The sequence below is a fragment of the Anaeromyxobacter sp. Fw109-5 genome (assembly GCF_000017505.1).
GTDB lineage: Bacteria > Myxococcota > Myxococcia > Myxococcales > Anaeromyxobacteraceae > Anaeromyxobacter.
On sequence record NC_009675.1, the window covers coordinates 3914383 to 3940828 of the forward strand.

The following is a 26446-nucleotide window of genomic DNA, read 5'->3' on the forward strand; positions in this document are numbered from 1 at the left end:
CGTCTCGACTCGCCCGCCGCTCGTGGTGAGCCTGTCGAACCACGAGCGTCCGGGACCTGGCCCCTCCTCGTCGCTGGCGCCGGACCCGCCCTCCCCCTAAGCTCCGCGCGCATGGACCCCTACGGCCTGCGGCGTGTCGTGTCGCCGAAGGGCGCGCTCCCCCAGCGCGCCGACGTCCTCGACCCCGCCCTCCCCCTCGGGGAGGACGAGCTCTCGATCTCGGTCGAGGCGCTCAACGTGGACGCGGCGAGCTTCCGGCAGCTCGAGGGCGCGGTGGGGCGCGACCCCGAGCGCATCGGCGCCGAGGTGCTCCGCATCGTGCGCGCGCGCGGCAAGCTGCAGAACCCGGTCACCGGCTCGGGCGGCATGCTCATCGGCCGCGTCCGGGCCGTCGGCGCCCGGCACCCCGCCGCGGCGACGCTGCGGCCGGGCGACCGGATCGCCACCCTCGTCTCGCTCACCCTCACGCCGCTGCGGCTCGAGCGGATCCGCGCCGTCCGGCCGGAGATCGACCGCGTCGAGTGCGACGGCGAGGCCATCCTGTTCGCGAGCGGCCTCTGGGCGCGCCTGCCCGGCGACCTCCCGGAGACGCTCGCCCTCGCGGCGCTCGACGTGTGCGGCGCGCCCGCGCTCGCGGCGCGGCACGTCCGGCCCGGCGCGCGCGTGCTCGTGCTCGGGGCGGGCAAGTCGGGGATGCTCGTCGCCGCGCACGCGCGCGAGCTGCTCGCCGGCGCGGGCGAGGTCGTCGCCGCCGACCGCTCCGAGGCGGCGCTCGCGGCCATCCGCGCGGTCGGCGCCTGCGACCGCACGGTCGCGCTCGACGCGACCGACGCCGTCGCCGCGCTCGCCGCGGTCGAGGCGGTGGGCGGGCCGTTCGACCTCGTCGTGAGCTGCGCGAGCGTGGCCGGGACGGAGCTGGCGTCCATCCTCGCCGTGAAGGACGGCGGGACGGTGCTCTTCTTCTCGATGGCGACGAGCTTCACCGCCGCCGCGCTCGGCGCCGAGGGCGTGGGAAAGGACGCGACGCTGCTCGTGGGGAACGGCTACGTCCCCGGACACGCGGAGCTGACCCTGGACCTGCTGCGCCGGAACGCGCCGTTGCGGGCTCTCTTCGAGGAGCGGTACGCGCGCTGAGCCATGCCGTCGCTCTGGCTTGCCCTCGGGATCCTCGCGTCCCTGCCGGTCGGCGCGGAGCCCGGCCGTCCTCGCGTGGTCGAGTTCCACGGTGCCTGCGATGCGTCGGGGGCGGTGGTGCGCGGGGGCGGGCTGGTCGTCGTCGGCGACGACGAGGACAACGTCCTCCGCCTGTACGACGCCAACCGGGGCGGAGCGCCCCTGGCGAGCTGGGAGCTCTCGGCCGCGCTCGAGCTGGAGCGCGGCAAGCGGCGCTACCCGGAGACGGACTTGGAGGCAGCGACGGGGCTCGGGGACCTCGGGCTGTGGCTGACGTCGCACGGGCTCGACTCGAAGGCTCGGCGGCAGGGGGCGCGCTTCCTGCTCTTCGCGACGCGCACGCGCGCGGACGGTCAGATCGTGGTGGAGGGCCGTCCCTACCGCACGCTCCTGGACGATCTCCTCGCCGCGCCCGCGCTCGCCCGGTTCGGCCTCGCCGAGGCGGCCGCGCGACCGCCCAAGGCGCCGGGTGGACTGAACCTGGAGGGCATGACGGCCGCGCTCGACGGGCGCACCGTGCTCGTGGGGCTGCGGAGCCCGGTGCCGCCGGGTGGCGCGCTCGTCATCCCGATCGAGAACGTCCCCGCCCTCGTCCGCGGCGAGCGGGCGCGGCTCGGCGCGCCCGTTCAGCTCGATCTCGGGGGCCGCGGCATCCGCTCGCTCTCGTCCTGGCGCGGCCGCTACGTGATCGTCGCGGGCGCCACGGGCGAGGGCGACCCCTCCCGGCTCTTCACCTGGAGCGGTGCGCCCCACGACGGGCCCGTCGCCGACCCCGTGGATCTCGCCGGCCTCAACCCCGAGGCGTTCGCGACCTTCGAGAACCGGGACGAGATCCTCCTCCTCAGCGACGACGGCACCCGCCCCATCGACGGCGTCCCCTGCAAGAAGCTGAAGGACCCGGCCCGGAAGCGGTTTCGGGGAGCCTGGGTGCGGCTCTCGGGGGCGCCTTGAGGTCGAAGCTCGGCGGGGGCTCCCCTCACGCGCGCGCCGCCCGCGGCCGCACCAGCGTCACGGTGCAGCCCGCCTCCATCGCGACCTTCACCGATACGGTGCCGGGCAGGGCGAGGGCCGGCACGTTGCGCGGCGGGGCGCCGATCACGATGTGGTCGACCTGGTTCACGCGGGCGTACTGGAGGATGGCCTCGGCGGGGTCGTTCGACTCGAGGACGTGCAGCGACACGCGCCCGGCCGGCAGCCGCAGCGGCTCGGCCCAGTCGCGCAGCAGCACCGTGTGCTGAAGGCGCGTCCGGGCCGCGGTCTCCTCGTCGGACCCGCCCAGCTCCGGCGTGCGCTTCACCACCGTCACGCAGGCCAGGCGCGCGTCCGGCTCGGCGGCGACGAGGTGCCGTACCCCCTCGCGCAGCGAGTCGAACGCGCCCTCCGACGCGCGCGTGGTGGCGATCGCGACCAGCACGATGGGGGCGCGGGAGAGGTGAGCGGTCGGCCGCGCAATCGGCGCGGGCTCGAACCCCGCCGCGCGGAGCCAGCGCCGGAACACCGTCAGGGCGCCCGCGCGCGCCAGGCGTCGTCCGCGCTCCGTGACCACGACCTGCTGCGGGTGGACGAGATCGAACGCCACCTGCGCGGCGGACGCGTAGCGATCCGCCGGTGAAGGCTCGAGGCAGCGCAGGATCACCTCCTGCAGCCACTCCGGGACGGCGGGGGCGAGCGCGCGCGGCGGGATGGGGTCGCGGTAGAGCCGCTTGCGCAGCCCGGCGCGGGAGGTGGGGGCGCCGAACGGGAGCCGCCCGACCGCCAGCTCGTACAGGATGGCGCCCATCGAGAACACGTCGCTGCGCGGGTCCCAGCGCACGCCGAGGAGCTGCTCGGGCGAGACGTAGGGGACGGAGCCGGCCGGCTCCTGGGACTCCTCCGCGAGCAGGTCCGGGTGGTGGGCGTGGTGCGCGAGCCCGAAGTCCACCAGCACCGCCTCGCCGCCGGGCCGGAGGATGACGTTCGAGGGCTTGAGGTCGAGGTGGATGACCTCCTGCCGGTGGATGGCGTGCACCGCCGTCGCGAGGGCAGCGCCGACCCGCGCCACCTCGGCGGGCTCGAGCGGCGCCTTCGCGGCGAGCTCCGCGATCGGCGTCCCCTCCACGAGCTCCATGACGAGATACGGATTGCCGAGCTCGCCGGTCGCGACGAGCCGCGGGACGTGCGGCCCGCCGAGCGCGGCGAGCACGGCCTGCTCGACCTCGTAGGAGATGACGCTGGTCGAGGGCTCGCCGTGCCCGAGGCGGGGGACCTTCATCACGAGCGGGACGCCGGCGTCTCCTCCGGAGACGCGGTAGATGACGGCCATGCCGCCGGAATGGACGCGCTCCTCCACCCGCCACCCGTCGACGACCTCGCCGGCTCGCATCGCGCTGGGCACCGGTGTTTTACTCTCCGTTCTCGAGGCGCCGGGCGAGGGACGGCGGGAGCCCGGCCGCGCGGACCTTCGCGACCGCGGCGGTCCAATCGTACGGCACGCGGAAGAACGTGAGCAACGCGCGGTCGAGCTCGGCGATGGCGTAGCAGGCCGCCCGATAGCCGTCGCGCGGCTGTCCCACGGCCCCGGGGATGGCGAGCCAGCGCCGGTGCGATGGCACGCGCACCGGCACGCCCGGCGCCGGCCGGAACGCGCCCGCCCACGCCGAGCCCCCTGCGTAGTAGAGGGCGGGCTCGTGGACGTGGCCGGAGAACACGTACGTGGCGCCCGCGGCGGCGAGGCTCTCCGCCGCGCGCGCCGCGTCGTACACGTACTCGTACTCCTCCGGCCGGGCGGCGCTGCCGTGCACGAACAGCGCGTCGCCGAGTCGCGCGACGAGCGGCAGGCTCGCCAGGAACTGCCGGTGACGATCCCCGAGGCGCGTGCGCGTCCAGCGGATCGCCTCCTCCGCGTCGACGTTCATCCCGCCCCTGCGCTCGTCGAGGACCGCCTCGTCGTGATTGCCGCGCACGGCGATCGCGCCGCGCTCCGCGTACGCCGCCGCGAGGTCGACCACGGCGCCCGGATCGGCGCCGTAGCCGACGAGGTCGCCGAGGAACGCGAACGCCTCCGCGCCGCGCGCCTGCGCATCGTCGAGGCAGGCGGTGAGCGCCTCGAGGTTCGCGTGCACGTCGGCGAGGAGCGCGAGCTTCATTCGCAACCGTCCGCCCCATCCGGGAAGACTGGCGCCGGATTTGCGACCTCGTTGCGCGGCGGCTGCGCGCGCCCGCCGGCGGTCCGCCAGCGGACTCCAAATTGAGCCGCAACTATCGAACTTGTCTGACTTTTAGACCGCATCTGCTCGCCTGACCGCCGTTGCATCCGCGTAGTCGACCTCGTCCGTCCGCAATCCTTGCGCGTCCTTGCGCGCAACTATTGCGAGTTTCGCGTCCCGGATGCTAGGACTTTTGTCCTGGATGCTGCGGCAATAAGCCGCCATCCCTGAGCTCGCGAGGAGAACGGAATGGCCCCCCCTGCTTCGCCCGCTGTGCAGCAGCGCACACAACCCCACCCCACCCCTCCGGCTCGGGCGGGTATCACCAAGGAAGAGAAGAAGGTCATCCTGGCGTCGTCCCTCGGCACGGTGTTCGAGTGGTACGACTTCTACCTGTACGGCTCGCTCGCCGCGATCATCAGCAAGCAGTTCTTCGGCGCGCTGAACGAGACGAGCGCCTTCATCTTCGCCCTGCTCGCCTTCGCCGCCGGCTTCGCGGTGCGGCCGTTCGGCGCGATCGTCTTCGGCCGCCTCGGCGATCTCATCGGCCGCAAGTACACCTTCCTCGTCACCATCCTCATCATGGGCGGCTCGACGGCGATCGTCGGCATGCTGCCCTCCTACGCGACGATCGGCATCCTCGCGCCCATCATCCTCATCGCCATGCGCATGCTGCAGGGCCTCGCGCTCGGCGGAGAGTACGGCGGCGCGGCGACGTACGTCGCCGAGCACGCGCCGGACGGGAAGCGCGGCGCGTTCACGAGCTGGATCCAGACGACCGCGACGGTCGGCCTGTTCCTCTCGCTGCTCGTCATCCTCGGGTGCCGCCTCGCGCTCGGCCCCGCGTTCGACGTGTGGGGCTGGCGCATCCCGTTCCTGCTCTCGATCGTGCTGCTCGCCGTCTCCGTCTACATCCGCATGCAGCTCAACGAGTCCCCGGTGTTCAAGCGCATGAAGGAGGAGGGCAAGGCCTCCAAGGCGCCGCTCACCGAGTCGTTCCTGCGCTGGGGCAACCTCAAGATCGTGCTGCTCGTGCTGTTCGGCGGCGTCGCCGGCCAGGCGGTGGTCTGGTACACGGGCATGTTCTACGAGCTGTTCTTCCTGCTCCAGGCGCTCAAGCTCGACCCGCAGATCGCGAACATGCTCGTCGCGGGCTCGCTCATCCTCGCGACCCCGTTCTTCATCGTCTTCGGCTCGCTCTCCGACCGGATCGGACGCAAGAAGATCATCATGGCGGGCTGCCTCATCGCCGCGCTGACCTACTTCCCCATCTTCAAGGCGCTCACGAAGTACGCGAACCCGGCCATCTTCGCGGCGCAGGCGTCGAACCCGGTGACGGTCGTGGCGAACGAGGCGGACTGTAGCTTCCAGTTCGACCCCATCGGCAAGCGCAAGTTCACGAGCTCGTGCGACCTCGCGAAGAGCTGGCTCGCCCGCAAGGCGATCCCGTATGGCAACGAGGCCGCGCCCGCCGGCGCCGTCGCGAGCGTGAAGATCGGCCAGACCGTGATCGCGAGCTTCCCCGGGAACCAGCTCCCGGCGGACGAGTTCAAGGCGAAGATGGCCGAGTTCGACAAGGTCATGGGCGAGGCGGTGAAGGCCGCCGGCTACCCGGCCAAGGCGGACATGAGCCAGGTGAACTACCCGATGGTCGTGCTCCTGCTCTTCATCCTCGCGCTGTACGTGACCATGGTGTACGCGCCGATGGCCGCGTGGCTCGTCGAGATGTTCCCCGCCCGCATCCGCTACACCTCGATGTCGCTGCCGTACCACATCGGCAACGGCTGGTTCGGCGGGTTCCTCCCCACCATCGCCTTCGCCATGGTGGCCGCCACGGGCGACATCTACTACGGCCTCTGGTACCCGATCGTCATCGCGGTCATGACCTTCGTCATCGGGTCGCTCTTCATGCCGGAGACCCACAAGCGCAACCTCGAGCATCACTGACGCCTTCCCGAGCGAGCCCGCGCGCCGCTCGGCGCGCGGGCGCCTCGGATCACCCCCCAGGAGCTGCAATGAACAAGCTCACCGCAGCACGCGCGACCCTCGCCGGCGCGCTCCTCTCCGCCGCGTCCGTCGCCCATGCCGGCGGCGACTTCGGCACGTCCTCGATGGGCGAGATGCAGCTCAGCGGGACGCACTTCCTGCTGATGGTGGGCGGCCTCGCCGGGATGGGCGTGGTCGTCTGGCTGCTCGCGAAGCTCGTGAACAGGTAGGCCGCGACGAGCCTCGCGCTGCGAGATCTGCGCCGCGCCCCGGGGCTCGTGGGCGCGGCACACCGCGACTCCGATCGCGGACTCCGGGCCCGTCTCCCCGCGCTCGCGGGGACACGGGTCGCTTCACCTCCACCGTGATGCCGCCGCCGACCGCCCCGCCCGAGCGCCAGGAGCTCCTCACGAGCGCGCTGCGCGTGATCGTCGCCATCGGCGCGCTCATCATCTACCTCGGCGATCCCAGCGAGCACCCCTCCCGCCGCCCGTTCGCGCAGGCAGTGCTGGCGCTCTTCGTGACCTACGCGGCGCTCGGCTACGCGAGCGCGCGCCGAGGCCGCCCGGTCTCGAGCGCCGCCGCCCCCTGGATCGACCTGGCGTGGGTGAGCCTGCTCGTCGCGGTCAGCCAGGCGACGAGCAGCATCTTCTATCCCCTCTACCTGTTCGCGATCCTCTGTGCCTCGTTCTGGCGGGGGTTCCGCTCCGGCATCGCCGTGACGCTGGCCTCGGCGGTCAGCTTCGCCGCCATCGGCGCGCTCACCGCCCCCCAGGCGCCGGGGCTCGAGCTCCGCTCGTTCGTCGTCCGCCCGCTGTACCTGCTCGTGCTCGGGTACCTCACGGCGGTGTGGGGCGGCCGGGAGGTCCGCTCGCGGGCGCGCCTGGCCCTCCTGCGCGAGGTGACCGCGCTGTCGAACCCGCGCTTCGGCATCGACCGCACCGTCGCCCACGTCCTCGAGGCGATCCGCGCCTTCTACGACGCGGAGTCGTGCCGCGTCGTCGTCGCCGAGGAGCACAGCGGCCGGCGCTGGATGTGGGCCGCGGCGCGGGACGGGGTGCCCAGCGGGAAGCGCGTGGCGCTCCCGCAGGAGCTCGCCGACGAGCTGCTCGCCGTCCCCGAGGAGCTGGCCCTGCTCGTGCGTCCGCGCCTGGGAGGGCGGGACGCCCTCGACTTCGAGCTCGTGGAGCTCTCGACGGGCCTCCACTCGCGCGGGGATCTCGAGGTCGCGCGCGCGCTCGTGACCGCCCTGGACGCGGGCACCCTCCTGTCCGTCCCCTTCCGCTATCACGCGAACGCCCGCGGCCGGCTCTACGTCGCCCACCGCGGCTCGTTCGGGCACGACCGCGGGGATCTCGAGTTCCTGCGCCAGGTGGTGGACCAGGTCGTCCCCATGCTGGACAACGTGCGCCTCGTCGACCGGCTCGCCTCCGAGGCGGCGGAGGAGGAGCGGCGCCGCATCGCGCGCGACCTCCACGACTCGGTGATCCAGCCGTACCTGGGGCTGCGCCTCGGGCTCGCCGCGGCCCGGAAGGCGTTCGAGGGCGGGCGGACGGAGGAGGCGGGCGGCCACGTCGCCCGGCTCGTGGAGGTGGCCGACGCGGAGATCCAGACGCTGCGCGGCTACGTGCGCGAGCTGCGCGCGGCGGACGGGCGCGCGAACGGGAGCGTCCTCGACGCGGCGGTGCATCGCTTCTGCGGCCGGTTCTCCGCCGCCACCGGCATCCACGTCGACGTGGTCGCCGAGGGCCTGCCGCTCGGCGGCGACCGCCTCGCCGCGGAGGTGTTCCAGATGGTCGCGGAGGCGCTCTCGAACGTCCGCCGTCACACCTCGGCGACCCGCGCCGAGATCAGGATCGCCTGCGCCGGCGAGCGGCTGCGGCTGACGGTCACGAACGACGGCACCCCGGAGGCGGCCCGCGAAGGGTTCGTGCCCCGCTCCCTCGCGGAGCGGGCGGAGGCCCTCGGGGGCACGCTCCGGATCGAGCACCCCGCGCCCGGTAAGACGGCGGTGGAGGTGGAGATCCCGCTATGATCGCGCGCGAGGACGCGACGACGCCGACGACCCTGTTCCTGATCGACGATCATCCCGTGGTGCGCGAGGGGCTCAGGATGCTCCTCGAGCAGTCGGGAGGAGTGCACGTCGTCGGCGCCGCCGGCAACGCGACCGGGGCGCTGCCGCTGCTCCCGGAGCGCTCGCCGGACGTCGTGCTCCTCGACCTGGATCTCGGCGACGAGGACGGCCTGGAGGCACTCCCCCGCATCCGCGCGGCCGCGCCGGGCGCCAGGGTGCTCATCCTCACCGCGCTGCGGGATCGCGCGCGAGACGAGGACGCGCTCCGCGCCGGCGCTCGCGGGCTGGTCCTCAAGGACGCCCCTGCCGACGTGCTGCTCGAGGCGATCCGCACGGTCGCCTCGGGCGGGCTGTGGTTCGATCCGCGGGTGCTGTCCTCGACGGCCGGCGTTCGAGATCGCGCCGGTGGCCCCCGCGCGGCGCCCACCCCCACGGCCGCGACGCCGGCGCTCTCGGCGCTCACCCCGCGCGAGCGCGAGATCGTGGCGCTCATCGGCGAGGGCCTCCGCAACGAGGAGGCCGCGCGCCGGCTCGGCATCACCGAGAAGACGGTCCGGAACCACCTCACGCTGATCTTCGACAAGGTGGGCGTCTCCGGGCGGCTCGAGCTGCTCGTCTGGGCGTACGAGCACGGGCTGGTGCCGCATCGGCGCTGACTCGGCCGGACGACGGCTCGCTGGCCACCGACACGCCCTGCCGCGTCGATTCCTGTCGTTCACCGGACGAGTCCGGCGAGAATGCAGCAGACGCGTACGGGGCCGTGGCGGAACTGGCAGACGCGGCGGACTTAAAATCCGCTGCCGCGGAAGCGGCGTCCCGGTTCGATCCCGGGCGGCCCTACTCGGTGCTTCCTCGCAGGTGCGAGCGCCCAGGCCGCGAGGCCCGGGCGCGTCCTGGCGAGGGCGGCGCGCGGTCAGATCGTGTTGTTCCAGGCGTCGGCCTGCGACTTCTTCAGCATGTCCTCGACGGACTGCGGGCACACGTTGCGGAACTTGCCGGTGTCGGCCGGCACGATGTCGACCATGCGGTCGATCATCTCCTGCGGGTCGAGGTGTCCCTCCGGCTGCCCGAGCAACGCATCGAAGGTGGCGCGCAGCGCGTCCCGCTTGGTGAAGTTCTTGGCGTCGTCGAGCCAGCGGAACGCCGTGTCGGCCATGGTCTCGTTGTACCCCGTGAGATAGGCGCCTGGATTGATCGTCTGCACCTTGATGCCGAACGGCGTCAGCTCCTGCTGCAGCGCCTCGGCGATCGACTCCAGCGCATGCTTGGTCGAGACGTAGACGCCCCACCCAGCCGGCGTGAACAACCCGCCCATCGAGGAGGTGAACACGATCTTGCCCGGCTTCCTGGCCGCGACCCACTTCTTGATGAAGCCTTGCGTCAGCTCGAGCGGCTTGAAGACGTTGACCTCGTAGTTGCGGCGGACGAGCTCGAGAGGGATCTCCGACACCGGGCCGCTCTCGCCGAGCCCGGCATTGTTCCACAGCACATCCACGTCCCAGGTCTGGGCACGTGCGACGTCGTAGTGATCGAGCAGATCGAGCTTCTCGACCCGCAGTCGGCCGAGGTCGAGCTCGGTCGCCTTGCGCCGCAGCGCCGCGACCTGGGGCGAGATCTGCGCCGTGGCGATGACGGTGTGTCCCTTCCTCGCGAGGCCGATCGCGGCGGCCTCGCCGAAGCCGGAGCCCGCGCCAGTGATGAGGATCGTCTTGGCCATGAGGTATCTCCTTTCCGTCGCGTGGGAGCTTCAGGGGTCGAACGCTTCGACCGCGGCCTGGGCGATCTCGAGATCCTGCGACACCGTCCCGCCCGATATGCCGACGGCGCCGAGGGTCTCGCCGTTCGGCCCCTTGAGCGGGATACCGCCCGCGAAGGGGGCGAGGCCTCCGTTGGTGAGCTCCAGCGCGTGCGCCGGCGCGCCGGGTTTGCAGTAGTCCCAGACGGCTTCGCTCGTCGTCTCGAACAGCACCGCCGTGCGTGCCTTCCTCATGGCGACGTCGATCGATCCGAGCACCGCGCCGTCCATCCGGATGAAGGCCTTGAGATGCGCACCGGCGTCGAGGACGGCGATGTTGACGGGTACGCCGACGGTCGCCGCCCGATCGGCGGCGACGGCGAGCACGTGTTGTGCCGTTCGTGCTGTGATCATGTTCCCTCCGGTTCCGTAGCGTGATCCTGCGCGAGGACCTCGCACCGCGCGCTGGCGAGCGCGGCTGCGGGAAGGACGCCGCGCGCGACGTCACACCCGCCCTCGGCTGACGCAACTGGCGTTCCAACCTGCGCCGAACGCCGCGCGCGCTCGAGCGCGCGATCTCCGGGGACTGAAACGCGAGGAGAACGGCGGCGCGAGCATCGGGCGCCCGATCCGGTGACGGAACCTTTCGACGCGGTGTCGGCGGGCCGTCACTTCGCCCGCGTGCGGCGCCGAGCCCATCCAGACGAATCGGCGCGGAGACGAATCCGTTCGCCGAGCACCGCGTCGGTCGCCCGGCTGTGCGTTGAGGGGCATGAGCGATGCAAGCGCTCTGCGCCGTCATGAACCGTCGATTCTTGCTCTCTCTCGCAATCCTCTTCGGAGGCACCGCGATGGCTGGAACTTCTGCTCTCGAGGCCAAGAACAGATCGCTGGTTCAGGCGAGCTTCGATCGCTGGAAAAACGGCGCCGGTGGTCCATTCGAGCTGCTGGCGCCCGAGGCGGAGTGGACCATCGTAGGGTCCTCGCCGCTCTCGAAGACCTACCGCGGCCGGCAGGAATTCCTCGATGAGGTGATCGGCCCGTTCAACGCCCGCCTCGAGAGGCCGCTCGTCCCGACGGTCCGGGGCCTCTACGCCGACGGCGAGATGGTCATCATCCTGTTCGACGGTTCCGCCTCCGCGAAGGACGGTCAGCCCTATCGCAACACGTACACCTGGTACTTCCGGATGAGAGATGGAAAGGCCGTCGAGGTCGTCGCGTTCTTCGATACGAAGGTGTTCGACGAGCTCTGGACGCGCGTGCCTGCGAAGCCGTGAGCCGCCGGCGAGCGGCGACGCCGGCCGGCCCCTCACGTCGGTCGAGCGATGCCCAGCTTCTCCATCCGGTACATGAGCGAGGTGCGCCGTAGGCCGAGACGCGCGGCCGCGCCGTTCGGGCCGCCGATCACCCACTTGGCCTCCTGGAGCGCGCCCAGGATGTGCTCACGCTCCACCTCCTGCAGCGTGCGGTGGCCGTTGGGTGCCGCGGCGTCCGGTCGATCTTCCCGGGCGCCGGCGGCCCTTTCGGCGAGCGCCAGCTCGAGGACCGCACCGGGGGTGAGGATCACCGCCCGCTCGATCACGTTCTGCAGCTCGCGTACGTTGCCCGGCCAGTGATAGCCGACCAGCGCGCGCATGGACGCGTCGGGGATGTGGTCGATCTGCTTGCCCATCCGCCGGGCGTAGACGCCGACGAAGTGCCGCACGAGGAGCGGGATGTCCCCGGCGCGCTCCCGCAGCGGTGGAAGCGTGATGGGGAAGACATTCAGCCGGTAGTACAGATCCTCCCGGAACCTGCCCTCCCCGACCATCGTGGCGAGTCCCCGGTTCGTCGCCGCGACGACCCGGACGTCGACCCGTCGCGTGCGGCTGGCGCCCAACCGCTCGAACTCGCGCTCCTGGAGGACCCGGAGCAGCTTGGGCTGCAGGTCCACGGGGAGGTCCCCGATCTCGTCGAGGAACAGCGTCCCCTGGTCGGCCGCCTCGAAGCGTCCGATCCTGGGCGCGGTGGCCCCGGTGAAGGCGCCGCGCTCGTGGCCGAAGAGCTCGCTCTCGAGGAGCCCGGTGGGGATCGCGGAGCAGTTGACCTTCACGAATGGACGGTCACGCCGCCGGCTGCGGTTGTGAATGGCGCGCGCGATCAGCTCCTTGCCCGTGCCGGTCTCCCCCAGGATGAGGACGGTCGAGTCCGTGACCGCGACCGTGTCGATCTGGCCGAGCACCTGCTTCAGCGTGCGGCTCACCCCGATGATCTCCTCGAAGTCGTGCGCAGACCGGATCTCCTCCTTCAGGTAGACCCGCTCCCTGTCCAGCCGCTCCTTCGACTCCTTGACCTCGCGGTACTCGAGGGCGTTCGCCACCGCGATCGAGAGCTGGCCCGCCACCTTGGACATGAACTCGATCTCTCGTTCCTTGAATCGAGCGTCCGCGTACTTCTTGAGCTGGAGGACGCCCAGCACCTCGCCACGGTGAACGAGCGGCAGGACGTATCCCGAAGGAACTCCTTCCTCGAGCACGGTCCGATAGAACCGCGCTCCCTCGGGAGTGCCATACAGGTCCGGGTCCTGGCGGTTCGCCTCCGGGTCGTTCAACAAGACGGGCGCGCCCGTGCGAAACGCCTTGCCGGAGGCGGAGCCGTGAAGAGGCAGCACCATGCCCTCGGTGATGGCACCCTTCCCGTCCGGATGGTCGACGATGTGCTGCCGCAGCTCGCCCGTCGCGGCGTCGGGCAGGGCGAGACCGATGAAGTGGCAATCCGTGACCCTCCGCAGGCTCGACGCGAGCGCCTGGAACATCTCCCGAAGGTCGAGGTGCGCGACCAGGAGCTCGTTGACGTCGAGCAGAAGGCGTAGCCGGTTCCGCTCGGCGTCCAGCTCGTCACGGAGGCGCATGCGCTCGGTGATGTCCTCGACGAGCCCGAGGATGAGGATCCGGCGCGAGCCGCCCCGGGGCGGCACCAGCGACACGCTGTTGCTGACCCACATCACCGAGCCGCCCTTGCGGACGTACCGCTCCTCGACCTGGAAATGGGCGCGGGCATCGGCGAGCAGCTCGCGAACGAGAATCAGGTGGCGCGCGCGATCATCCGGGTGTGCATGGGAGACGTACGAGTGCCCCTCGAGCTCGACCTCCGTGTAGCCGAGCATCGCGCAGTAGGCGCGGTTCACGTGGACGAGGTGCCCTTCGAGATCGGCGAGCGTCACCCCGATGGCCGAGTGCTCGAAGAGCTGGTGCCAGCCCTCGTCCGTCATCGCCTGCTGCCCGGGCGTCCGTAGAGAGGGAGGGGTGTCCATGGTGATGCCGCGCTCGTCATACCGGGTAGCTACTTCAGTCATGGCCGGGCGGCGCCGGCCTCTACGCCGCGGCGGGCTCGCTCGCCCCCCAGGAACGAGTGGACCTCCGCGATCACCTGGGCGCCCTCGCCGACCGCGGCCGCGACGCGCTTCGTCGATCCCGACCGCACGTCGCCGATCGCGAACACACCTTCCCGGCTCGTCTCGAGCGGCAGGCGGCCCGGCGCGGCGGCCGCGCCCGTCCTCACGAACCCTCGGGAATCGAGCGCGACGCCGGTGCCGGACAGCCACGACGTCTTCGGGTCCGCGCCGATGCACAGGAACAGGTGACGGACCGGCCGGCGCGTCTCCACGCCGGACGGCACGTGCCGCGAGCGGATGGCCTCGAGGACGCCGCCCTCGCCCTCGAGCGCCACGACCTCGGTCTGGAGCAGGACCTCGACATTGGGCAGCCCCGCGAGGCGATCGACGAGGTAGCGGGACATGCTGGCGTCGAGGCTCCTGCCGCGCGCGAGGACCAGCACCTTCGCGGCGTGGCTCGCCAGGAACACCGCCGCCTGGCCCGCGGAGTTGCCGGCGCCGACCAGCACCACCTCCTGGCCCGAGCAGAGCTTCGCCTCGAGCGGCGACGCCCAGTAGTGAACCCCTGCCCCCTCGTACGCCGCGAGGTTCTCGACCTGGAGGCGCCGATACTTGGCCCCGCTCGCGATCACCACTGCGCGCGTCCTGACCCGCTCGCCATTCGCGAGGAGGAGCTCGGAGCTGGCGACGTCGCCCGCGTCGGCGCGGTGGAGGCGCAAGACTTCGTCCGGGATGGCCATGTCCGCTCCGAACTTCTGCGCCTGGTTGTAGGCGCGGGCCATGAGAGCCATCCCGGTGATGCCGGTCGGGAACCCCAGGTAGTTCTCGATCCGCGACGACGCCCCCGCCTGACCGCCGAACGCCCGGCAATCGAGGACGATGACCGACAACCCCTCCGAGGCGCCGTAGACCGCGGCAGCGAGCCCCGCCGGTCCGGCGCCGACGATCGCGACGTCGTACACCTTCGCGGGATCGATCGGCTGAACGAGGCCGAGGCAGGCCGCGAGCTCGACCTCCGTCGGATTCCGGAGCATCCGCCCGTTCGCGCACAGCACGATCGGCAGCTCCGAGGGGTGCACGTGGAAGCGCTCGATCAGCGTCTGCGCGCACGTGTCCGTGTCCGGGTCGAGCCGCTGGTGAGGGTGCCCGCTGCGCGAGAGAAACCCAGCGAGCCGCAGGACGTCGGGATGAGCCGCCCGCCCGACGATCACGGGGCCGGTCGAGCCGGTCTGCAGCAGGTTCACGCGCCGCAGGATGAGCGCGCGCATGATGCGCTCCCCGACCTCGGCCTCCGCCACGAGCACGTCGCGCAGCCTGCGCGACGGGATGACGAGCGCTTCCACGGGCCTCGTCGCGTGCGCGTCGACCAGCGAGGGACGGCCGGACAGCTGCGCGAGCTCGCCCATGAAGGAGCCCGGTTCGTGCGTGGCGACCGGCTCGTCCCCGCCGAGCTCGCTGTGGTGGGTGACCGCGACCTCTCCCTTCAGGATCACGAACAGGCCCGCGCTGACCCGGCCGCTCACGACCAGCTGTTCGCCGGCGGGGAACGTCCGCACCTCGCCGAAGCGCCGCAGCCGCTCGATCTCCGCGGGGAGGAGCTTCGGGAGGATCTGCTCGTAGCGCGTCTCGAAGAGAGAGTGTGTCGAAGCCATCGGGACTCCGGCGGTGCGTTCACGAGAACCTAGAGCGGCCGACGCGGCGCGTGCAGCGGGAAACGCGCCGGGACCCCGAGGCCCACGTACCTCCTTCGGCAGGGCTCACGGCTCGCCGCCTCGGCCCTCGGCCAGCGGGTCGGCGACGGAGGTCGACTCTCGGAGGGCGTGAGCGAACGTTTGGCCCGGGCCACGCCAGCTCGCGAAGCGGCGCGGAGACGTCCCGACGAGCCTGCGGAACGTTCGCGTGAAGTGGCTGTGGTCGGCGAACCCGAGCGCTGCAGCCACCTCTCCCACGCTCGCCGTGCCGGCTCGGAGCAACGCCTTCGCTCGTTCCACCCGAGACCGTTGCACGAACGCCATCGGGCTCTGTCCCGTCCTGCGGCGAAACTGACGGGCGAAGTGGAACCGGCTGAGCCCGGCGACGCTCGCGAGGACGTCCAGCGAGAGGTGCTCACCGAGGTGGTCCTCGACGAAGCGACGGACCCGCGCGAACGCCCGTTCGCACGGCTCGCCGGCCCCGTGAACGTCGCGGCTCTCCGCGGTGGTGGGCGCGACGACGCACGCGCCGGGCCGGACGAGGTTCATGGTGACTCGCTCCAGTGGCTGCCTACGTCACCTCGGCAGCGAGCGCCGTCAACACCCGGAGGGATTCCCACGGTGCTCTTCCCCTGCGGAAGCGACAGGCTTCGCGCTCCGGACCGCGCACGTCCGATCGAGCGCTCGCGATGCGCGCACGGAATTCGGGACGCGCGCACGAAGATCGGGCAGCACGCCCGTACAAGAGCGCGGCGTCGCCGGCCGCTACAGCACGCGCGGACGATCCGCGCGAGGGGCGAGTCCCCTCCGCGAGCTCGATCTCCGCGGCGCCCGCCCTGCTCGCGGACGCTCGCGGCCACCGAACGGAGAGGTGAGGACCATGACCACGATGACGATGAGAGACGGGACCGAGCTCTTCTACAAGGACTGGGGCACAGGGCAGCCGGTGGTGTTCTCTCACGGGTGGCCGCTCTGCGCGGACGCATGGGACGCGCAGATGGTCTTCCTGGGCGAGCGCGGCCATCGCGTCGTGGCTCACGACCGTCGGAGCCACGGCCGGTCGAGCCAGACCTGGGACGGAAACGACATGGACACGTACGCCGACGACCTCGCCGAGCTCATCGACGGGCTGGAGCTGCGCGACGTCATCCTCGTCGGCCACTCCACGGGCGGCGGCGAGGTCACGCGCTACGTCGGTCGCCACGGCACCGACAGGGTGGCCAAGATCGTGCTGCTGGGCGCCATCCCGCCGCTGATGCTGAAGACGGACGCGAACCCGAAGGGCCTGCCGCTCTCGGTGTTCGACGAGATCCGCGAGCACACGCGCCGGAACCGCTCGCAGTACTTCAAGGACCTCGCGATCCCGTTCTACGGCTACAACAGGAAGGGCGCGGAGCTCTCCCAGGGCGTGGTGGATGCGTTCTGGTTCCAGGCGATGCTGGGGGGGATCAAGGGTGAGCTGGACTGCATCAAGCAGTTCTCGGAGACCGACTTCACGGAAGATCTGAAGAGGTTCGACGTGCCGACGCTGATCGTGCACGGCGACGACGATCAGATCGTCCCCATCGGCGCCTCCGCGCTCGAGTCCGCGAAGCTCGTGAAGGACGCGACGCTGAAGGTGTACCGCGGCGCACCGCACGGCCTCGCCACGACGCGTGCGGACGAGCTCAACGCCGACCTCCTCGCGTTCATCCAGGCCGGCGCGAGCTACGCCTCGGCGGCCTCGGGTGGTGCGCGGCCGCTCGCTCATTAGCCTGAGCTCGCGCGGGAGCCCGGACGTACGCTGCCGTCTCGTCGGCCGGGCTCCCCGAGAGCGCCGTCGATCGAGCCCGTCGCGACGGGCATGACGCGCCGGTCCTGCGCCGATGAACCGGACGCGGCCGCGCAGGATGCACACCGCGTCGGGCGTGACGCCGCGCTCCTGCCCGGTAGCGCGTGTCGGCGCGGCCGGGATGGCAGAAGTACGTCCCTCTCGCGGACCGCCCCGACGCAGCCTCCCGCCCACCCGAACTCACTGTCCGTCTAGCCCCTCGTTCACGGGACGCGCGGTCAACCTTTACTTTTTGTGCAGACGGGGCGGCGCGACGTATAGTCGCACCCTCGCTTCCCGACGCTTCTCCCCAACCGAACCCGGACTGGAGGGCGCTGATGCGCCACTGGTGGATGTCGAGACTCATGTCGATCGCCGCGCTCGCGGTGTCCCTCGCCGTACCGGGGGGCGCCAAGGCAGTTCCTCCCGGAACGGTCTGCTCGAACCAGCTTTGCGGCCAGAGGTGCTGCGACGAGCTCGGGCTGTGCGAGGACCTTCCGGACCCAGCGGGCACGGTGTGTCGCGTGCAGAATGGTCTCTGTGACGTGGCCGACACCTGCGACGGCGTTCAGGTCACGTGCCCTCAGGAGTACGCGGCCGCATCGACCATCTGTCGCCCCGCCGCGGGACCCTGCGACGTCGCCGAGACGTGCAATGGAACGAGCGCCGCGTGCCCGGTGGACACGTTCAAGCCTCCGACCGCCGTCTGCCGAACCGCCGCCGGCACCTGTGACGAGCCGGAGCACTGTCCCGGCACCTCCGCAGCCTGTCCGCCGGCCGACGTGAAGAAGCCCAGCGGCACCGTGTGCCGGGATGCCGCCGGCGGCTGTGACGTGGCGGAGCTGTGCAACGGCACCGGCTCCTCGTGCCCGCCCGACGCGAAGCAGGGCGCCGGCTACGTCTGCCGCTCGTCGGCGGGCGCCTGCGACGTCGAGGAGGTCTGCGACGGGGACACCGCGGCGTGTCCGGCGAACGTCTTCGAGCCCGCCACGACCGTGTGCCGGCCGGCCGCGGGCGCCTGCGACGCCGCAGAGTCGTGCAGCGGCGGCGCCTCCGCCCAGTGCCCCGCGGACCAGCTCCTCGCCGCGGGCGCGGTCTGCCGCGGCGCCGCGAACGCCTGCGACGAGGCCGAGACGTGCAGCGGCTCGTCCACCGAGTGCCCGGCCGACGCGGTCCGCGCGGACGGCACCAGCTGCGACTCCGCGAGCGCGTGCGTGAGCGGCGGCACCTGCGCGGGCGGCGTGTGCTTCGGCGGGACGCCCGAGCTCACCTTCTCCCCCGCGGCCGCGGTGGTGCAGCCCGGCACGACGACGACGGTCACCGTCACCCGCAGCGGCGGCGGGAGCGAGCTGACCCTCACCGGCGCGTCGCTCGACTCCGACGCGTTCGAGCTCGTCGACGCGCCGGCGTGGCCGGTCACGCTCGCCGCAGGCCAGTCCGCCACGCTCGGCGTGCGCGTGGTCGAGACCACGCCCGGCTCGTACGCGGCGAAGGTCGGCGTCGCCGCGAGCGGCTGCGACGAGCCGCTCACGGCCGACGTCTCCGCGGAGGTGGCCGCCGCGCAGCCGAGCGGCAGCGGCGGTGGAGGCGGCTGCGGCAACCCCGTCGGCAACGGCCCCGCTGCGCTCGCCTGGTTCGTCTCGGTCGTCTTCGGGATCCGGAGCCTGCGCCGTTCGCGGGGGTGACCGGACGGAGCGGCTCACCCGAGCTCGTCGAAGACGTGGAGGCGGCGCGCCACCTTCCGGGGCGCCGCGCTCCGCTCCCGTAGCCGCGCGGCGGCGCCTATCTGGCGCGCGCCGCGCGGTGCTATCGTCGGCCCGATGCCGCTCGATCCCGATGTCCAAGACCAGCTGCGCCGCGTCCTCACGTCGATGGAGCTGCTCCTCCCCAGGCCGGTCGAGAAGATCGACTGGCGGCGGTGCCACGCCGCGAACTGGAGGCGCCACTCCTTCGCCGGTTACCTCGAGCCGGTGGCGAGCGTGGAGGGCATCCAGCTCTCCGACCTGCTCGGCATCGAGGAGCAGAAGCGCGTCGTCGAGTCGAACACGCGCCAGTTCCTCGCCGGCTATCCCGCGAACAACGTCCTGCTCTGGGGGACGCGCGGGACCGGGAAGTCCTCGCTCGTGCGCGCGCTCCTGCGCGCCTACGCGGCCGACGGCCTGCGCATCATCCAGGTCGACAAGGACGACCTGGTGAGCCTGCCCGCCATCGTCGACCAGGTGAGCGGACAGCCGTACCGCTTCATCCTCTTCTCGGACGACGTCTCGTTCGAGGTCGGCGAGTCGAGCTACAAGATGCTGAAGAGCGCGCTCGACGGCTCGGTGTACGCGCCGCCCGAGAACGTCCTCATCTACGTGACGTCCAACCGCCGCCACCTCGTCCCGGAGTTCGAGACGGACAACCTCGGAGCGGTGCTCGTGAAGAACGAGCTCCACCACGGCGAGGCGGTCGAGGAGAAGATCTCGCTCTCCGGCCGGTTCGGCATCTGGGTCGGCTTCCACGCCTTCTCGCAGGACGAGTACGTGGCGGTCGCGAGGCAGTGGGTCGCGAAGCTCTGCGAGAAGATGGGCGCCGAGCTGGCGTGGGATCGGAAGGCCGTCGAGGCGGCCGTCGCCTGGTCGCATCAGAAGGGCGACCGCAGCGGCCGCATCGCCTACCAGTTCGCGAGCCACTGGGTGGGCCAGAGCCTGCTCCGCTCCGCCGAGCCGGCGATCGGGTAGCTTCTGGCCCCTCGCGAGCCGGGCGCGCTCCGGGTGCGCGGGACGCAGCGGGCGATCGCAGTCGCAGGCGCCCCTCGACGCTCGGTCCACGGACGGCTGACGTACGGCACGCCCGCACGCCCGTCGCTCCGCAACGTCCCATGTGTGGTCCGTCACGCTTTCACGTCACGTCCCGGAACGAATCAGGGGCGGCAATGCGTTTGCAGTTCAGCGACCTCGCCAGCTCGGGTGCGCCTTCCTGCGGTCGTTGCCGTGTCGGTGCAGCACGGTAAGCGTGACGGCGGCTCACGGGTGGCGAGGAAACCAGAAGATGGCCCTGACTCCCGTGCATGTGCTCCCTTTGACATCCACTTCTCGCCCGCGAGCTTCGCGCGAACCCTGTTGCGTCCTCGTCATCGAGGACGACCCCGACATCCGCGAGGCCCTCGCGGAGGCGCTCGGCTACGAAGGCTACGACGTGCTCCTCGCGGAGAACGGTCAGGAAGGGCTCGACGTGCTCCGCGAGCACTCCCGCCCCCACGTCATCCTCCTCGACCTCCTCATGCCCGTGATGAGCGGGTGGCAGTTCCGCCAGGAGCAGCTCGCGGACCCAGCCCTCGCGGGCATCCCGGTGGTGGTGGTCTCCGCCTCTCCTCCCGGCGACGCCCGGCCCGACCGCTACCTGCCGAAGCCCTTCAGCATCGACGACCTCCTCTGCGCCGTGGCCGAGCTCTCCGAGCCGCTGCGGCAGCGGTGCTGACGAGCGAGGCGGCGCCGCTGACGCTCAGGCTCCGCGCGGCGGCCCTCGCGTCGCCCGCGCCTCGGGCACGAGCTGGTGGAACAGGCTCGACTCGCGCTTGAAGAACCCCTCGGTGTGGAACGACCACTCGAGGCGGAGCACCTCGAAGTCCAGGTGGTGGACGAGCTCGTGGAGCAGCGTCCGCAGGAACGTGCGGAACGCCACCACGCGCGCCTGGCGGGCGGTGCGCATCCAGACCTGGATGGTGGGCGGCTCGTCGGGATCCGGCGTGTACAGGCCGTGCAGCTCGCCCCAGTCCGCGCTGGGGCGCACCGCGTGGATCTCGAGCTTCGGCGTCCGGGCCCCGAGCGCCCGAGAGATCCCGGCGCAGAGGGCGAACGCCGCCCGGGCCACGGCCTCGCCGTCGTCGCGCGCGAGCCCGGCGCGCAGGGCCTCCACCTCCGGGTGGAGCGACGACACCGCGGGGACCGGGATCGCCGTGACCTCGTCGCTGGCCCGGTAGATCGCCTGCTCCCCGGGTGAGAGGCGCGCGTAGTAGGCGAACGGCACGGGGCGGCGCCGGGTGCGTCCTCAGTTGCGGTACGCCGGGGCGTTGGGGCTCACCCCGGCGATCTCCTCGCGCGCGGCGAACCCTCCGTCGAGCGGATGCCAGTGGTTCACCGCCGGCTCGCCGAACTGCCAGCACAGGAACGCCGGCTCGCCGTCGACGAGCGCGTAGAAGTCCACCAGCCCCATCTCGACGTCCTTCACGAGGCAGCCCATGTCGTTCACCCGCTCGATGACCCCGGTGATCTCGCCGGCGAGCCGCTCGAGCCGGGCCGCGTCCGCCTCCCTGCCCTCCGGGGGCTCCTCCCCCTGGAGGATGGCGACGGCGACGTCGGGCCCGCCGATGGACTCCACGAGCGGCGCCAGCTCGGTCCGGACGCTGGCGAGGCGCCCGAACTCGAGCTCCAGCGCTGCGACGAGCGCGTTCGCTTCCTCGACGGTGAAGAACCTGGGGCCCTCGCCCGTGGACGGATCTGCAGCCATGGCCGTGTTATAAGCCCGGCCCTGGTGGAGGCACCCGGAGTCCATGCTCGAGACCGTATCCAAGGGGTTCAAGGCAGCGCGCAACAAGCTGAAGGGCCGGACGGAGATCACCCCCGAGGTGGTCGACGACGCCCTGCGCGACATCCGCGTCTCGCTGCTCGAGGCCGACGTCTCCTTCGACGTCGTGAAGCGGTTCGTGGCGCGGGTGCGCGAGAAGGCCATCGGCGAGGTCGTCGACACCAAGGTCAAGACGGAGAAGGGCGTCGTGCGGGTCACGCCGCAGGACCACTTCGTCAAGATCTGCCACGACGAGCTCGAGGCGCTCATGGGCCCGGTCGACACCTCGCTCCGCCACGGGGAGCGGGGGCGGCCGACCGGCATCATGATGGTCGGGCTGCAGGGCTCGGGCAAGACGACCACCGCCGGCAAGATCGCCAGCAAGCTCCTCAAGGAAGGGAAGCGGCCGCTCCTCGTCGCCGCCGACGTCTACCGGCCCGCCGCCGTGGACCAGCTGAAGGTGCTCGGGGAGCGCCTGGGCGTGCCGGTGTTCCACGAGCCGGGCGTGTCGCCGCCGGAGATGTGCCGCCACGCGTTCGAGGCGGCCCCCCGCGAGAAGGCGAACGTCGTCATCTACGACACCGCGGGCCGCCTCGCCGTCGACGAGGAGCTCATGGTGGAGCTCGAGGAGATCAAGCGCCACGTCGCGCCGGAGAACATCCTCCTCGTGGCCGACGCCATGATCGGCCAGGACGCCGTGAAGACGGCGGCGGAGTTCGACCGGCGCCTCGCGCTCGACGGCTTCATCCTCACGAAGCTCGACGGCGACGCCCGCGGCGGCGCGGCGCTCTCCATCAAGGAGGTCACCGGCAAGCCCATCAAGTTCCTCGGCATGGGCGAGTCGCTCGATCGGCTCGAGGAGTTTCGCCCCGAGGGGCTCGCCTCGCGCATCCTCGGGTTCGGCGACATCGTCGGGCTGGTCAAGGACTTCGAGCAGCACGTCGACGAGGAGACCGCGGAGGCGGAGGCCCAGAAGATCCTCTCGGGCGACTTCACGCTCGAGGACTTCGTGAACCAGATCCGGCTCGTCCGGAAGATGGGGCCGCTCGGCGAGCTGATGGAGAAGTTCCCGCTCTTCGGCGACCTGCCGGAGGGCTTCCAGTTCGACGATCAGGCGCTGACGAAGATCGTCGCGATGGTCGACTCGATGACGAAGGCCGAGCGGCTCCGCCCGGACGTCATCACCGAGGGGCGCGTGAAGCGGATCGCCCGCGGCTCCGGCCGCGGCGAGAAGGAGGTGCGCGACCTCCTCAAGCAGTACAACGCGATGCGCGGGGTCATGAAGCAGGTGGGGTCCGCCCCCGGCCTGCTCTCGCGCCTGCCCGGCGTGAAGCAGCTCATGAGCCTCCGCAAGCTGCAGGGCAAGGGCATGGAGGACGTGCTCGGCGCGGACGCGCACGCGGTGGAGCGCGCGCTCCAGGGCGGCCTCGTCCCCGACGCCGCCATGGCTCAGCAGATGGGGCTGCCCAAGGGGTATACGCCGCCGATGTCCGCTGGCGCCATGGCGCGCGCGCGGCTCATGGGCTACGCGCCCGAGCCCATCGCGCTCGAGTCGAAGAAGGACCGCGACGTCCGGAACAAGAAGCGCAAGGCGGAGCGTCAGGCGCGCAAGAAGGCGCGCAAGAAGGGCCGCAAGTAGGCGGCGCGGCTCATGGGTGGACCGACCGGCGGACGGCGTGAGGTTCGCCGCCGCCGGGGGGCGCGCGCCGCGCGTGGCACTCCTCGCCGGCTACGGACCGAGCTCCTCGTCCTCGTCCGCCGCGGCCGCCTCGCCGTACTCGATGGCGCAGCGGGCGCAGAACTCGTTGGGCGGCGGCGCGGACGGGACCGCGATGGTCTTCCCCTCCGCCCCGCACACCTGGCAGCGTCCGGGCAGCTCCACCTCGCCCCGGTCCACCGGGCTCTCCTTCGTCGTCTCCCTCATCCCCCACCTCGCTTCCCCTTCTTCGGGACCACGAGCCCGCGCGACAGCCGCCGCAGCACGCGCTGGTGCTGGCGCCGCTTGTAGCGCTCGTGCGACGCGTCGCCCTCCTCGTTCCGCGCGGCCGTCGCGGCGTCCACCACCTGGAACTCGACGAGGGAGAACACGATGCGGCCGAGCTCGTCCGCCATCGGGTCGAGCGGCGGCAGGAGCTCGTCGATCCGCACCGGCAGGTCGACGACGAAGTTGAGCACCCGGAAGTCGCGGCCGCTGAACTCGTTGCGCTTCCTGACCGGATCGCGCCGCTCCAGATCGGCGGGGAGCTGCAGCTCCGGGATGATCTGGCCGCGGCGGGGGTGGGCGGCGAGCAGATCCTGGAAGCCGACCAGGTTGTTCTGCGTCTGGCCGGGCACCGCGTAGTTGAACGGGAAGAGCGTCTGGGTGAGGTGCCAGACGACGGGCGCGATCTGGTCGGTGCGCTCGGTCACCACCCGGTACCGGACGCGATCGAACACTTGCGCGGCGACCGACTCCTTCTTGGCGAGGAGCTTCGTGACGAGCGAGTCGCGCGACTTCGAGTTGCCGGCGAACTCGAGCACCGGCAGCCCTGCCGCCCGCATGCGCTCCGCCTCGGCCATGATGCGCCGGTGCGCCCGCTGCGCGAGGTCCGACTCGCGCAGCGGCGTGCGGAAGAGCAGCTCCCGCGCCTCGAGGTGGTGGATCACGTGCATCACCTTGAGCACGACGCACGCGATCCGCCGGTAGCGCCGCGGCTCGACGGTCCCCGAGGCGAGGAGGAACAGGTCGCGCAGGTCCTCCGGCTGGGCCACGGGCTCGGCGACGCGATAGCCGAAGACGCAGCGGAGGTACTCGACGGCCTGCGCCAGGATCGCGCGCAGCCGCCGCTCGTCGCGGGAGTCCTCGTGGTCGAACTGGTTGAGGCGCAGGTACGAGTCGACCTCCGCGCGATCGCGGAAGTTGAGCCGCCGCCAGTCGATCACGGAGCCGCCGCGCAGGATGACGCGCAGCGACTCCAGCTCCGCGACGCCCATCCGCTCGAGGGGGCGGTACCCGCCGGCGGGCGCCGGCGCGAGCTTCGTGTGCAACGCCACCTCTCCTCGTCGACTGCGGGTCGGCGGGACAGTGGCAGCGACCCGCCCGCCGGTCAAGCGAACCCGGCGGGACGTGGGCACGCCCGACCCCTCGGTCCCTAGAACCGGAACGGGAAGGTGACCTCCTGGCCGTTCGTCGCGGAGCGCGGGAACTTGATCGTCCTCACCACGCCGGCGAGGCACTGGGCGAACTGGCCGCTGGCGTACTCGGGCGTGAGGCACTTCACGTCGCGCACGGAGCCGTCGGCGTTGATGAGCCAGCGCATCTTGAGGGTGCCGGTGGCGTCGGCGTCGCGAGACTTCTGCTCGGACACGCAGCGCTGCAGGCCGTCGATGCGGCCGGCGACGCCTTCGTTGATCTGCGCCGAGCTGAGCTTGGCAGGCAGCTCGCCGCCGGGGCGCGGCGGGACGTACACCGAGCGACCGGACGAGGAGGACCCGCCGCCGAGCGCCTCGTCGAGGGCGGCGTCGTTGGACTCGAAGTCGAGGACCGAGCCCGAGCGCTTGCGCGGGGCAGGCTCGGGCGCGGGCGCGGGCGGGGCGACAGGCGGCGCCTTGGCGACGCGCGTCTCGCGCGGAGGCTCACGCCGGACGGTCCGAACGGGCGAGGGCTTCTGGCTGGGCGGCGGCTCGGCGGCGCGCGGCGTCTCGGCCGCCGGCTTCGGCGCCGGCTCCGCGACCGGAGCGGGCGGAGCCTTCTCGGCTGGGGCTGCGGCAGGGGGCGCGGGCGGGGTGGCGGCAGCCACCGCCTCCTGGGGCGCCGGCGCGGGCGTGGGCGTGGGCGCCTGCTGCACCGCCGCCGGCTGCGCCGCGGCAGGGGCAGGCGCGGTCGCGACCGGCGCGCGCTCGACGCGGTCGAGCTGCCGGTTCATGTACCAGACGCCGAGCGCGGCCGTGCCCGCGACGAGGATCGCCACGGCGGTCACGCCGAGGAGGACCGCGCGCGAGACGCTGCGGCGGCGGGCTTCCTCGGCGCCGCGTGCCACCGAGGAGCGTCGCTCGAGCTTCTTCTCTCCGGTGGACTCGAGCACCTTGATCGGGAGCGGGATCGCGCCGGTCGGGTCGACCCCCCCGCCCTCCGGCAGCGCGTCCACGAGAGACTTCACGCCGCCGTTCGGACGCGGCTCCGTCCGCTGGGCCGGTTTGCCACCTGCGGCCATCTCCTCGCTCGCGAGCGCGGCGAGCGCGGAGGCCGCGACCGGCTTCCACGAGACGTCGGCGGCCGGAGCGGCCGCCTCCCCGCCTCGCCCCGCGCCGGGCTCCGAGCGCGCCTCGGCGTGGCGTGCGGTGGAGCGCGAGGCCGCCTGCGGCACGGGGGAGAGATAGCCCGCGAGGTCCGCGACCGCGGAGAGCGGCCCCCAGTCGGCCATCCCGGGGCGCCACACGAGCGAGTCGGGACCGATCTCACCGCCCTCCCACTTCCGCTTCACCTCGGCGAGCGGCAGCGGTCCGACCTGGGCCTGTCCGATCGCCACGTACCACTCGGTCGCAGCCGGCGCGGACCCTGCCGCGATGCGCGCGACGTCCTCCGCGTCCATGCCCTGGGTGGCGGAGAGATCGGGGGCGGGAGCCTGCGCCGCCGCTCGCGCGGGCGAGTCGCCGAAGGCGTTGTCGAACGCGTTGCCGAGCTCGACGTCGAGCCCGCCCCCTCCTCCGGCGGGGGCCGGAGCGGGCGCGGAGGCCGCGTCCTCAGCGGGACGACGCACGTGGATGACGGTCCCGCACTTCTTGCAACGGACCTTCACCCCGGACGGCCCGACCTTCTCGTCCGAGATCATGTACTGCGCGCTGCAGCTCTCGCAGGTGAATTTCATTGGTAAACCCGCGTGGATCCTAAGTTT

At 72.0% G+C, this 26446-nt stretch carries 24 protein-coding genes and 1 tRNA gene; 13 read left to right on the forward strand and 12 right to left on the reverse strand.

The genetic code is table 11. From position 1 onward, the window contains the following. Window positions 1-111: 111 nt before the first annotated feature. Window positions 112-1134, forward strand: coding sequence for a Zn-dependent alcohol dehydrogenase (locus ANAE109_RS17155; protein ID WP_012098151.1), 1023 nt, complete (start codon window positions 112-114; stop codon window positions 1132-1134). Window positions 1135-1137: 3 nt separating this feature from the next. After that, complete coding sequence (locus ANAE109_RS17160) at window positions 1138-2124, forward strand: DUF3616 domain-containing protein (protein ID WP_012098152.1); 987 nt, start codon at window positions 1138-1140, stop codon at window positions 2122-2124. Window positions 2125-2149: 25 nt separating this feature from the next. On the opposite strand, the gene ANAE109_RS17165 is transcribed toward ANAE109_RS17160, so the two are convergent. Together ANAE109_RS17165 and ANAE109_RS17170 are read right to left on the reverse strand one after the other, a co-directional pair. Further along, window positions 2150-3547: a bifunctional serine/threonine-protein kinase/universal stress protein gene (locus ANAE109_RS17165; RefSeq protein ID WP_012098153.1), complete on the reverse strand. Its 1398-nt coding sequence runs from the start codon at window positions 3545-3547 to the stop codon at window positions 2150-2152. A gap of 7 nt (window positions 3548-3554) precedes the next feature. Then, window positions 3555-4298 (reverse strand): metallophosphoesterase, encoded by a 744-nt coding sequence (locus ANAE109_RS17170; RefSeq protein WP_041448464.1) that lies wholly within the window; start codon window positions 4296-4298, stop codon window positions 3555-3557. 309 nt (window positions 4299-4607) lie between these two features. Here ANAE109_RS17170 and ANAE109_RS17175 point away from each other — a divergent pair, with 309 nt between their 5' ends. The 5 genes from ANAE109_RS17175 (at window position 4608) to ANAE109_RS17195 (ending at window position 9258) form a co-directional block, all read left to right on the forward strand. Then, window positions 4608-6305 (forward strand): MFS transporter, encoded by a 1698-nt coding sequence (locus ANAE109_RS17175; protein WP_012098155.1) that lies wholly within the window; start codon window positions 4608-4610, stop codon window positions 6303-6305. Between the two features lie 68 nt (window positions 6306-6373). After that, window positions 6374-6574, forward strand: a complete 201-nt coding sequence (locus ANAE109_RS17180) for a hypothetical protein (protein WP_012098156.1) — start codon at window positions 6374-6376, stop codon at window positions 6572-6574. A gap of 137 nt (window positions 6575-6711) precedes the next feature. Then, on the forward strand, window positions 6712-8379 hold the full coding sequence (locus tag ANAE109_RS17185) for a histidine kinase (protein ID WP_012098157.1): 1668 nt from the start codon (window positions 6712-6714) through the stop codon (window positions 8377-8379). Then, window positions 8376-9074, forward strand: coding sequence for a response regulator transcription factor (locus tag ANAE109_RS17190; protein ID WP_012098158.1), 699 nt, complete (start codon window positions 8376-8378; stop codon window positions 9072-9074). The genes ANAE109_RS17185 and ANAE109_RS17190 overlap by 4 nt, the downstream gene beginning before the upstream one ends. Window positions 9075-9172: 98 nt before the next feature. Then, window positions 9173-9258: transfer RNA gene (locus tag ANAE109_RS17195), tRNA-Leu, on the forward strand. Window positions 9259-9331: 73 nt separating this feature from the next. Here the strand turns inward: ANAE109_RS17195 and ANAE109_RS17200 are convergent. Then, on the reverse strand, window positions 9332-10135 hold the full coding sequence (locus ANAE109_RS17200; RefSeq protein WP_012098159.1) for an SDR family oxidoreductase: 804 nt from the start codon (window positions 10133-10135) through the stop codon (window positions 9332-9334). A gap of 30 nt (window positions 10136-10165) precedes the next feature. Beyond that, window positions 10166-10567, reverse strand: a complete 402-nt coding sequence (locus tag ANAE109_RS17205) for a heme-binding protein (RefSeq protein WP_012098160.1) — start codon at window positions 10565-10567, stop codon at window positions 10166-10168. A 365-nt stretch (window positions 10568-10932) separates the two neighbouring features. Here ANAE109_RS17205 and ANAE109_RS17210 point away from each other — a divergent pair, with 365 nt between their 5' ends. Next, the gene (locus ANAE109_RS17210; protein WP_200860870.1) at window positions 10933-11430 is read left to right on the forward strand and encodes a nuclear transport factor 2 family protein; all 498 of its coding nucleotides are present in this window, start codon (window positions 10933-10935) and stop codon (window positions 11428-11430) included. Between the two features lie 32 nt (window positions 11431-11462). Here ANAE109_RS17210 and ANAE109_RS17215 read toward each other — a convergent pair whose 3' ends face one another. From ANAE109_RS17215 to ANAE109_RS17225, 3 genes are all read right to left on the reverse strand, one after another. Next, entirely contained in the window at window positions 11463-13445 is a 1983-nt protein-coding gene (locus ANAE109_RS17215) for a sigma 54-interacting transcriptional regulator (protein WP_158305910.1), read from the reverse strand. A 38-nt stretch (window positions 13446-13483) separates the two neighbouring features. Continuing rightward, window positions 13484-15178 carry a cyclic nucleotide-binding domain-containing thioredoxin-disulfide reductase gene (locus ANAE109_RS17220; protein WP_012098163.1) on the reverse strand — a complete coding sequence of 565 codons (1695 nt, stop codon included), beginning with the start codon at window positions 15176-15178 and terminating at the stop codon, window positions 13484-13486. A gap of 105 nt (window positions 15179-15283) precedes the next feature. After that, entirely contained in the window at window positions 15284-15766 is a 483-nt protein-coding gene (locus ANAE109_RS17225) for a helix-turn-helix domain-containing protein (RefSeq protein WP_012098164.1), read from the reverse strand. 331 nt (window positions 15767-16097) lie between these two features. On the opposite strand from ANAE109_RS17225, the gene ANAE109_RS17230 reads away from it, so the two are divergent. The 4 genes from ANAE109_RS17230 to ANAE109_RS17245 all read left to right on the forward strand — a co-directional run bounded on the left by ANAE109_RS17230 (window position 16098) and on the right by ANAE109_RS17245 (window position 20486). Next, window positions 16098-16970, forward strand: a complete 873-nt coding sequence (locus ANAE109_RS17230; RefSeq protein WP_012098165.1) for an alpha/beta fold hydrolase — start codon at window positions 16098-16100, stop codon at window positions 16968-16970. Between the two features lie 602 nt (window positions 16971-17572). Continuing rightward, window positions 17573-18712, forward strand: coding sequence for a hypothetical protein (locus ANAE109_RS17235; RefSeq protein ID WP_143828010.1), 1140 nt, complete (start codon window positions 17573-17575; stop codon window positions 18710-18712). 135 nt (window positions 18713-18847) lie between these two features. Then, on the forward strand, window positions 18848-19747 hold the full coding sequence (locus tag ANAE109_RS17240) for an ATP-binding protein (protein WP_012098167.1): 900 nt from the start codon (window positions 18848-18850) through the stop codon (window positions 19745-19747). Window positions 19748-20057: 310 nt separating this feature from the next. After that, window positions 20058-20486: a response regulator gene (locus ANAE109_RS17245; RefSeq protein ID WP_012098168.1), complete on the forward strand. Its 429-nt coding sequence runs from the start codon at window positions 20058-20060 to the stop codon at window positions 20484-20486. A gap of 24 nt (window positions 20487-20510) precedes the next feature. On the opposite strand, the gene ANAE109_RS17250 is transcribed toward ANAE109_RS17245, so the two are convergent. After that, window positions 20511-21035 (reverse strand): hypothetical protein, encoded by a 525-nt coding sequence (locus tag ANAE109_RS17250; RefSeq protein ID WP_012098169.1) that lies wholly within the window; start codon window positions 21033-21035, stop codon window positions 20511-20513. A 21-nt stretch (window positions 21036-21056) separates the two neighbouring features. Beyond that, window positions 21057-21515 carry a DUF2203 domain-containing protein gene (locus ANAE109_RS17255; protein ID WP_041448467.1) on the reverse strand — a complete coding sequence of 153 codons (459 nt, stop codon included), beginning with the start codon at window positions 21513-21515 and terminating at the stop codon, window positions 21057-21059. Window positions 21516-21558: 43 nt separating this feature from the next. On the opposite strand from ANAE109_RS17255, the gene ffh reads away from it, so the two are divergent. Continuing rightward, on the forward strand, window positions 21559-23211 hold the full coding sequence (ffh, locus tag ANAE109_RS17260) for a signal recognition particle protein (RefSeq protein ID WP_012098171.1): 1653 nt from the start codon (window positions 21559-21561) through the stop codon (window positions 23209-23211). Window positions 23212-23301: 90 nt separating this feature from the next. On the opposite strand, the gene ANAE109_RS17265 is transcribed toward ffh, so the two are convergent. The 3 genes from ANAE109_RS17265 to gltJ form a co-directional block, all read right to left on the reverse strand. Further along, window positions 23302-23496, reverse strand: coding sequence for a hypothetical protein (locus ANAE109_RS17265; protein WP_012098172.1), 195 nt, complete (start codon window positions 23494-23496; stop codon window positions 23302-23304). Next, window positions 23493-24545, reverse strand: a complete 1053-nt coding sequence (locus ANAE109_RS17270; RefSeq protein ID WP_143828117.1) for a TIGR04552 family protein — start codon at window positions 24543-24545, stop codon at window positions 23493-23495. Before ANAE109_RS17270 ends, ANAE109_RS17265 begins: the two co-directional genes overlap by 4 nt. A gap of 158 nt (window positions 24546-24703) precedes the next feature. Then, window positions 24704-26419 (reverse strand): adventurous gliding motility protein GltJ, encoded by a 1716-nt coding sequence (gene gltJ / locus ANAE109_RS17275; protein WP_012098175.1) that lies wholly within the window; start codon window positions 26417-26419, stop codon window positions 24704-24706. Between the last annotated feature and the right edge of the window lie 27 nt (window positions 26420-26446).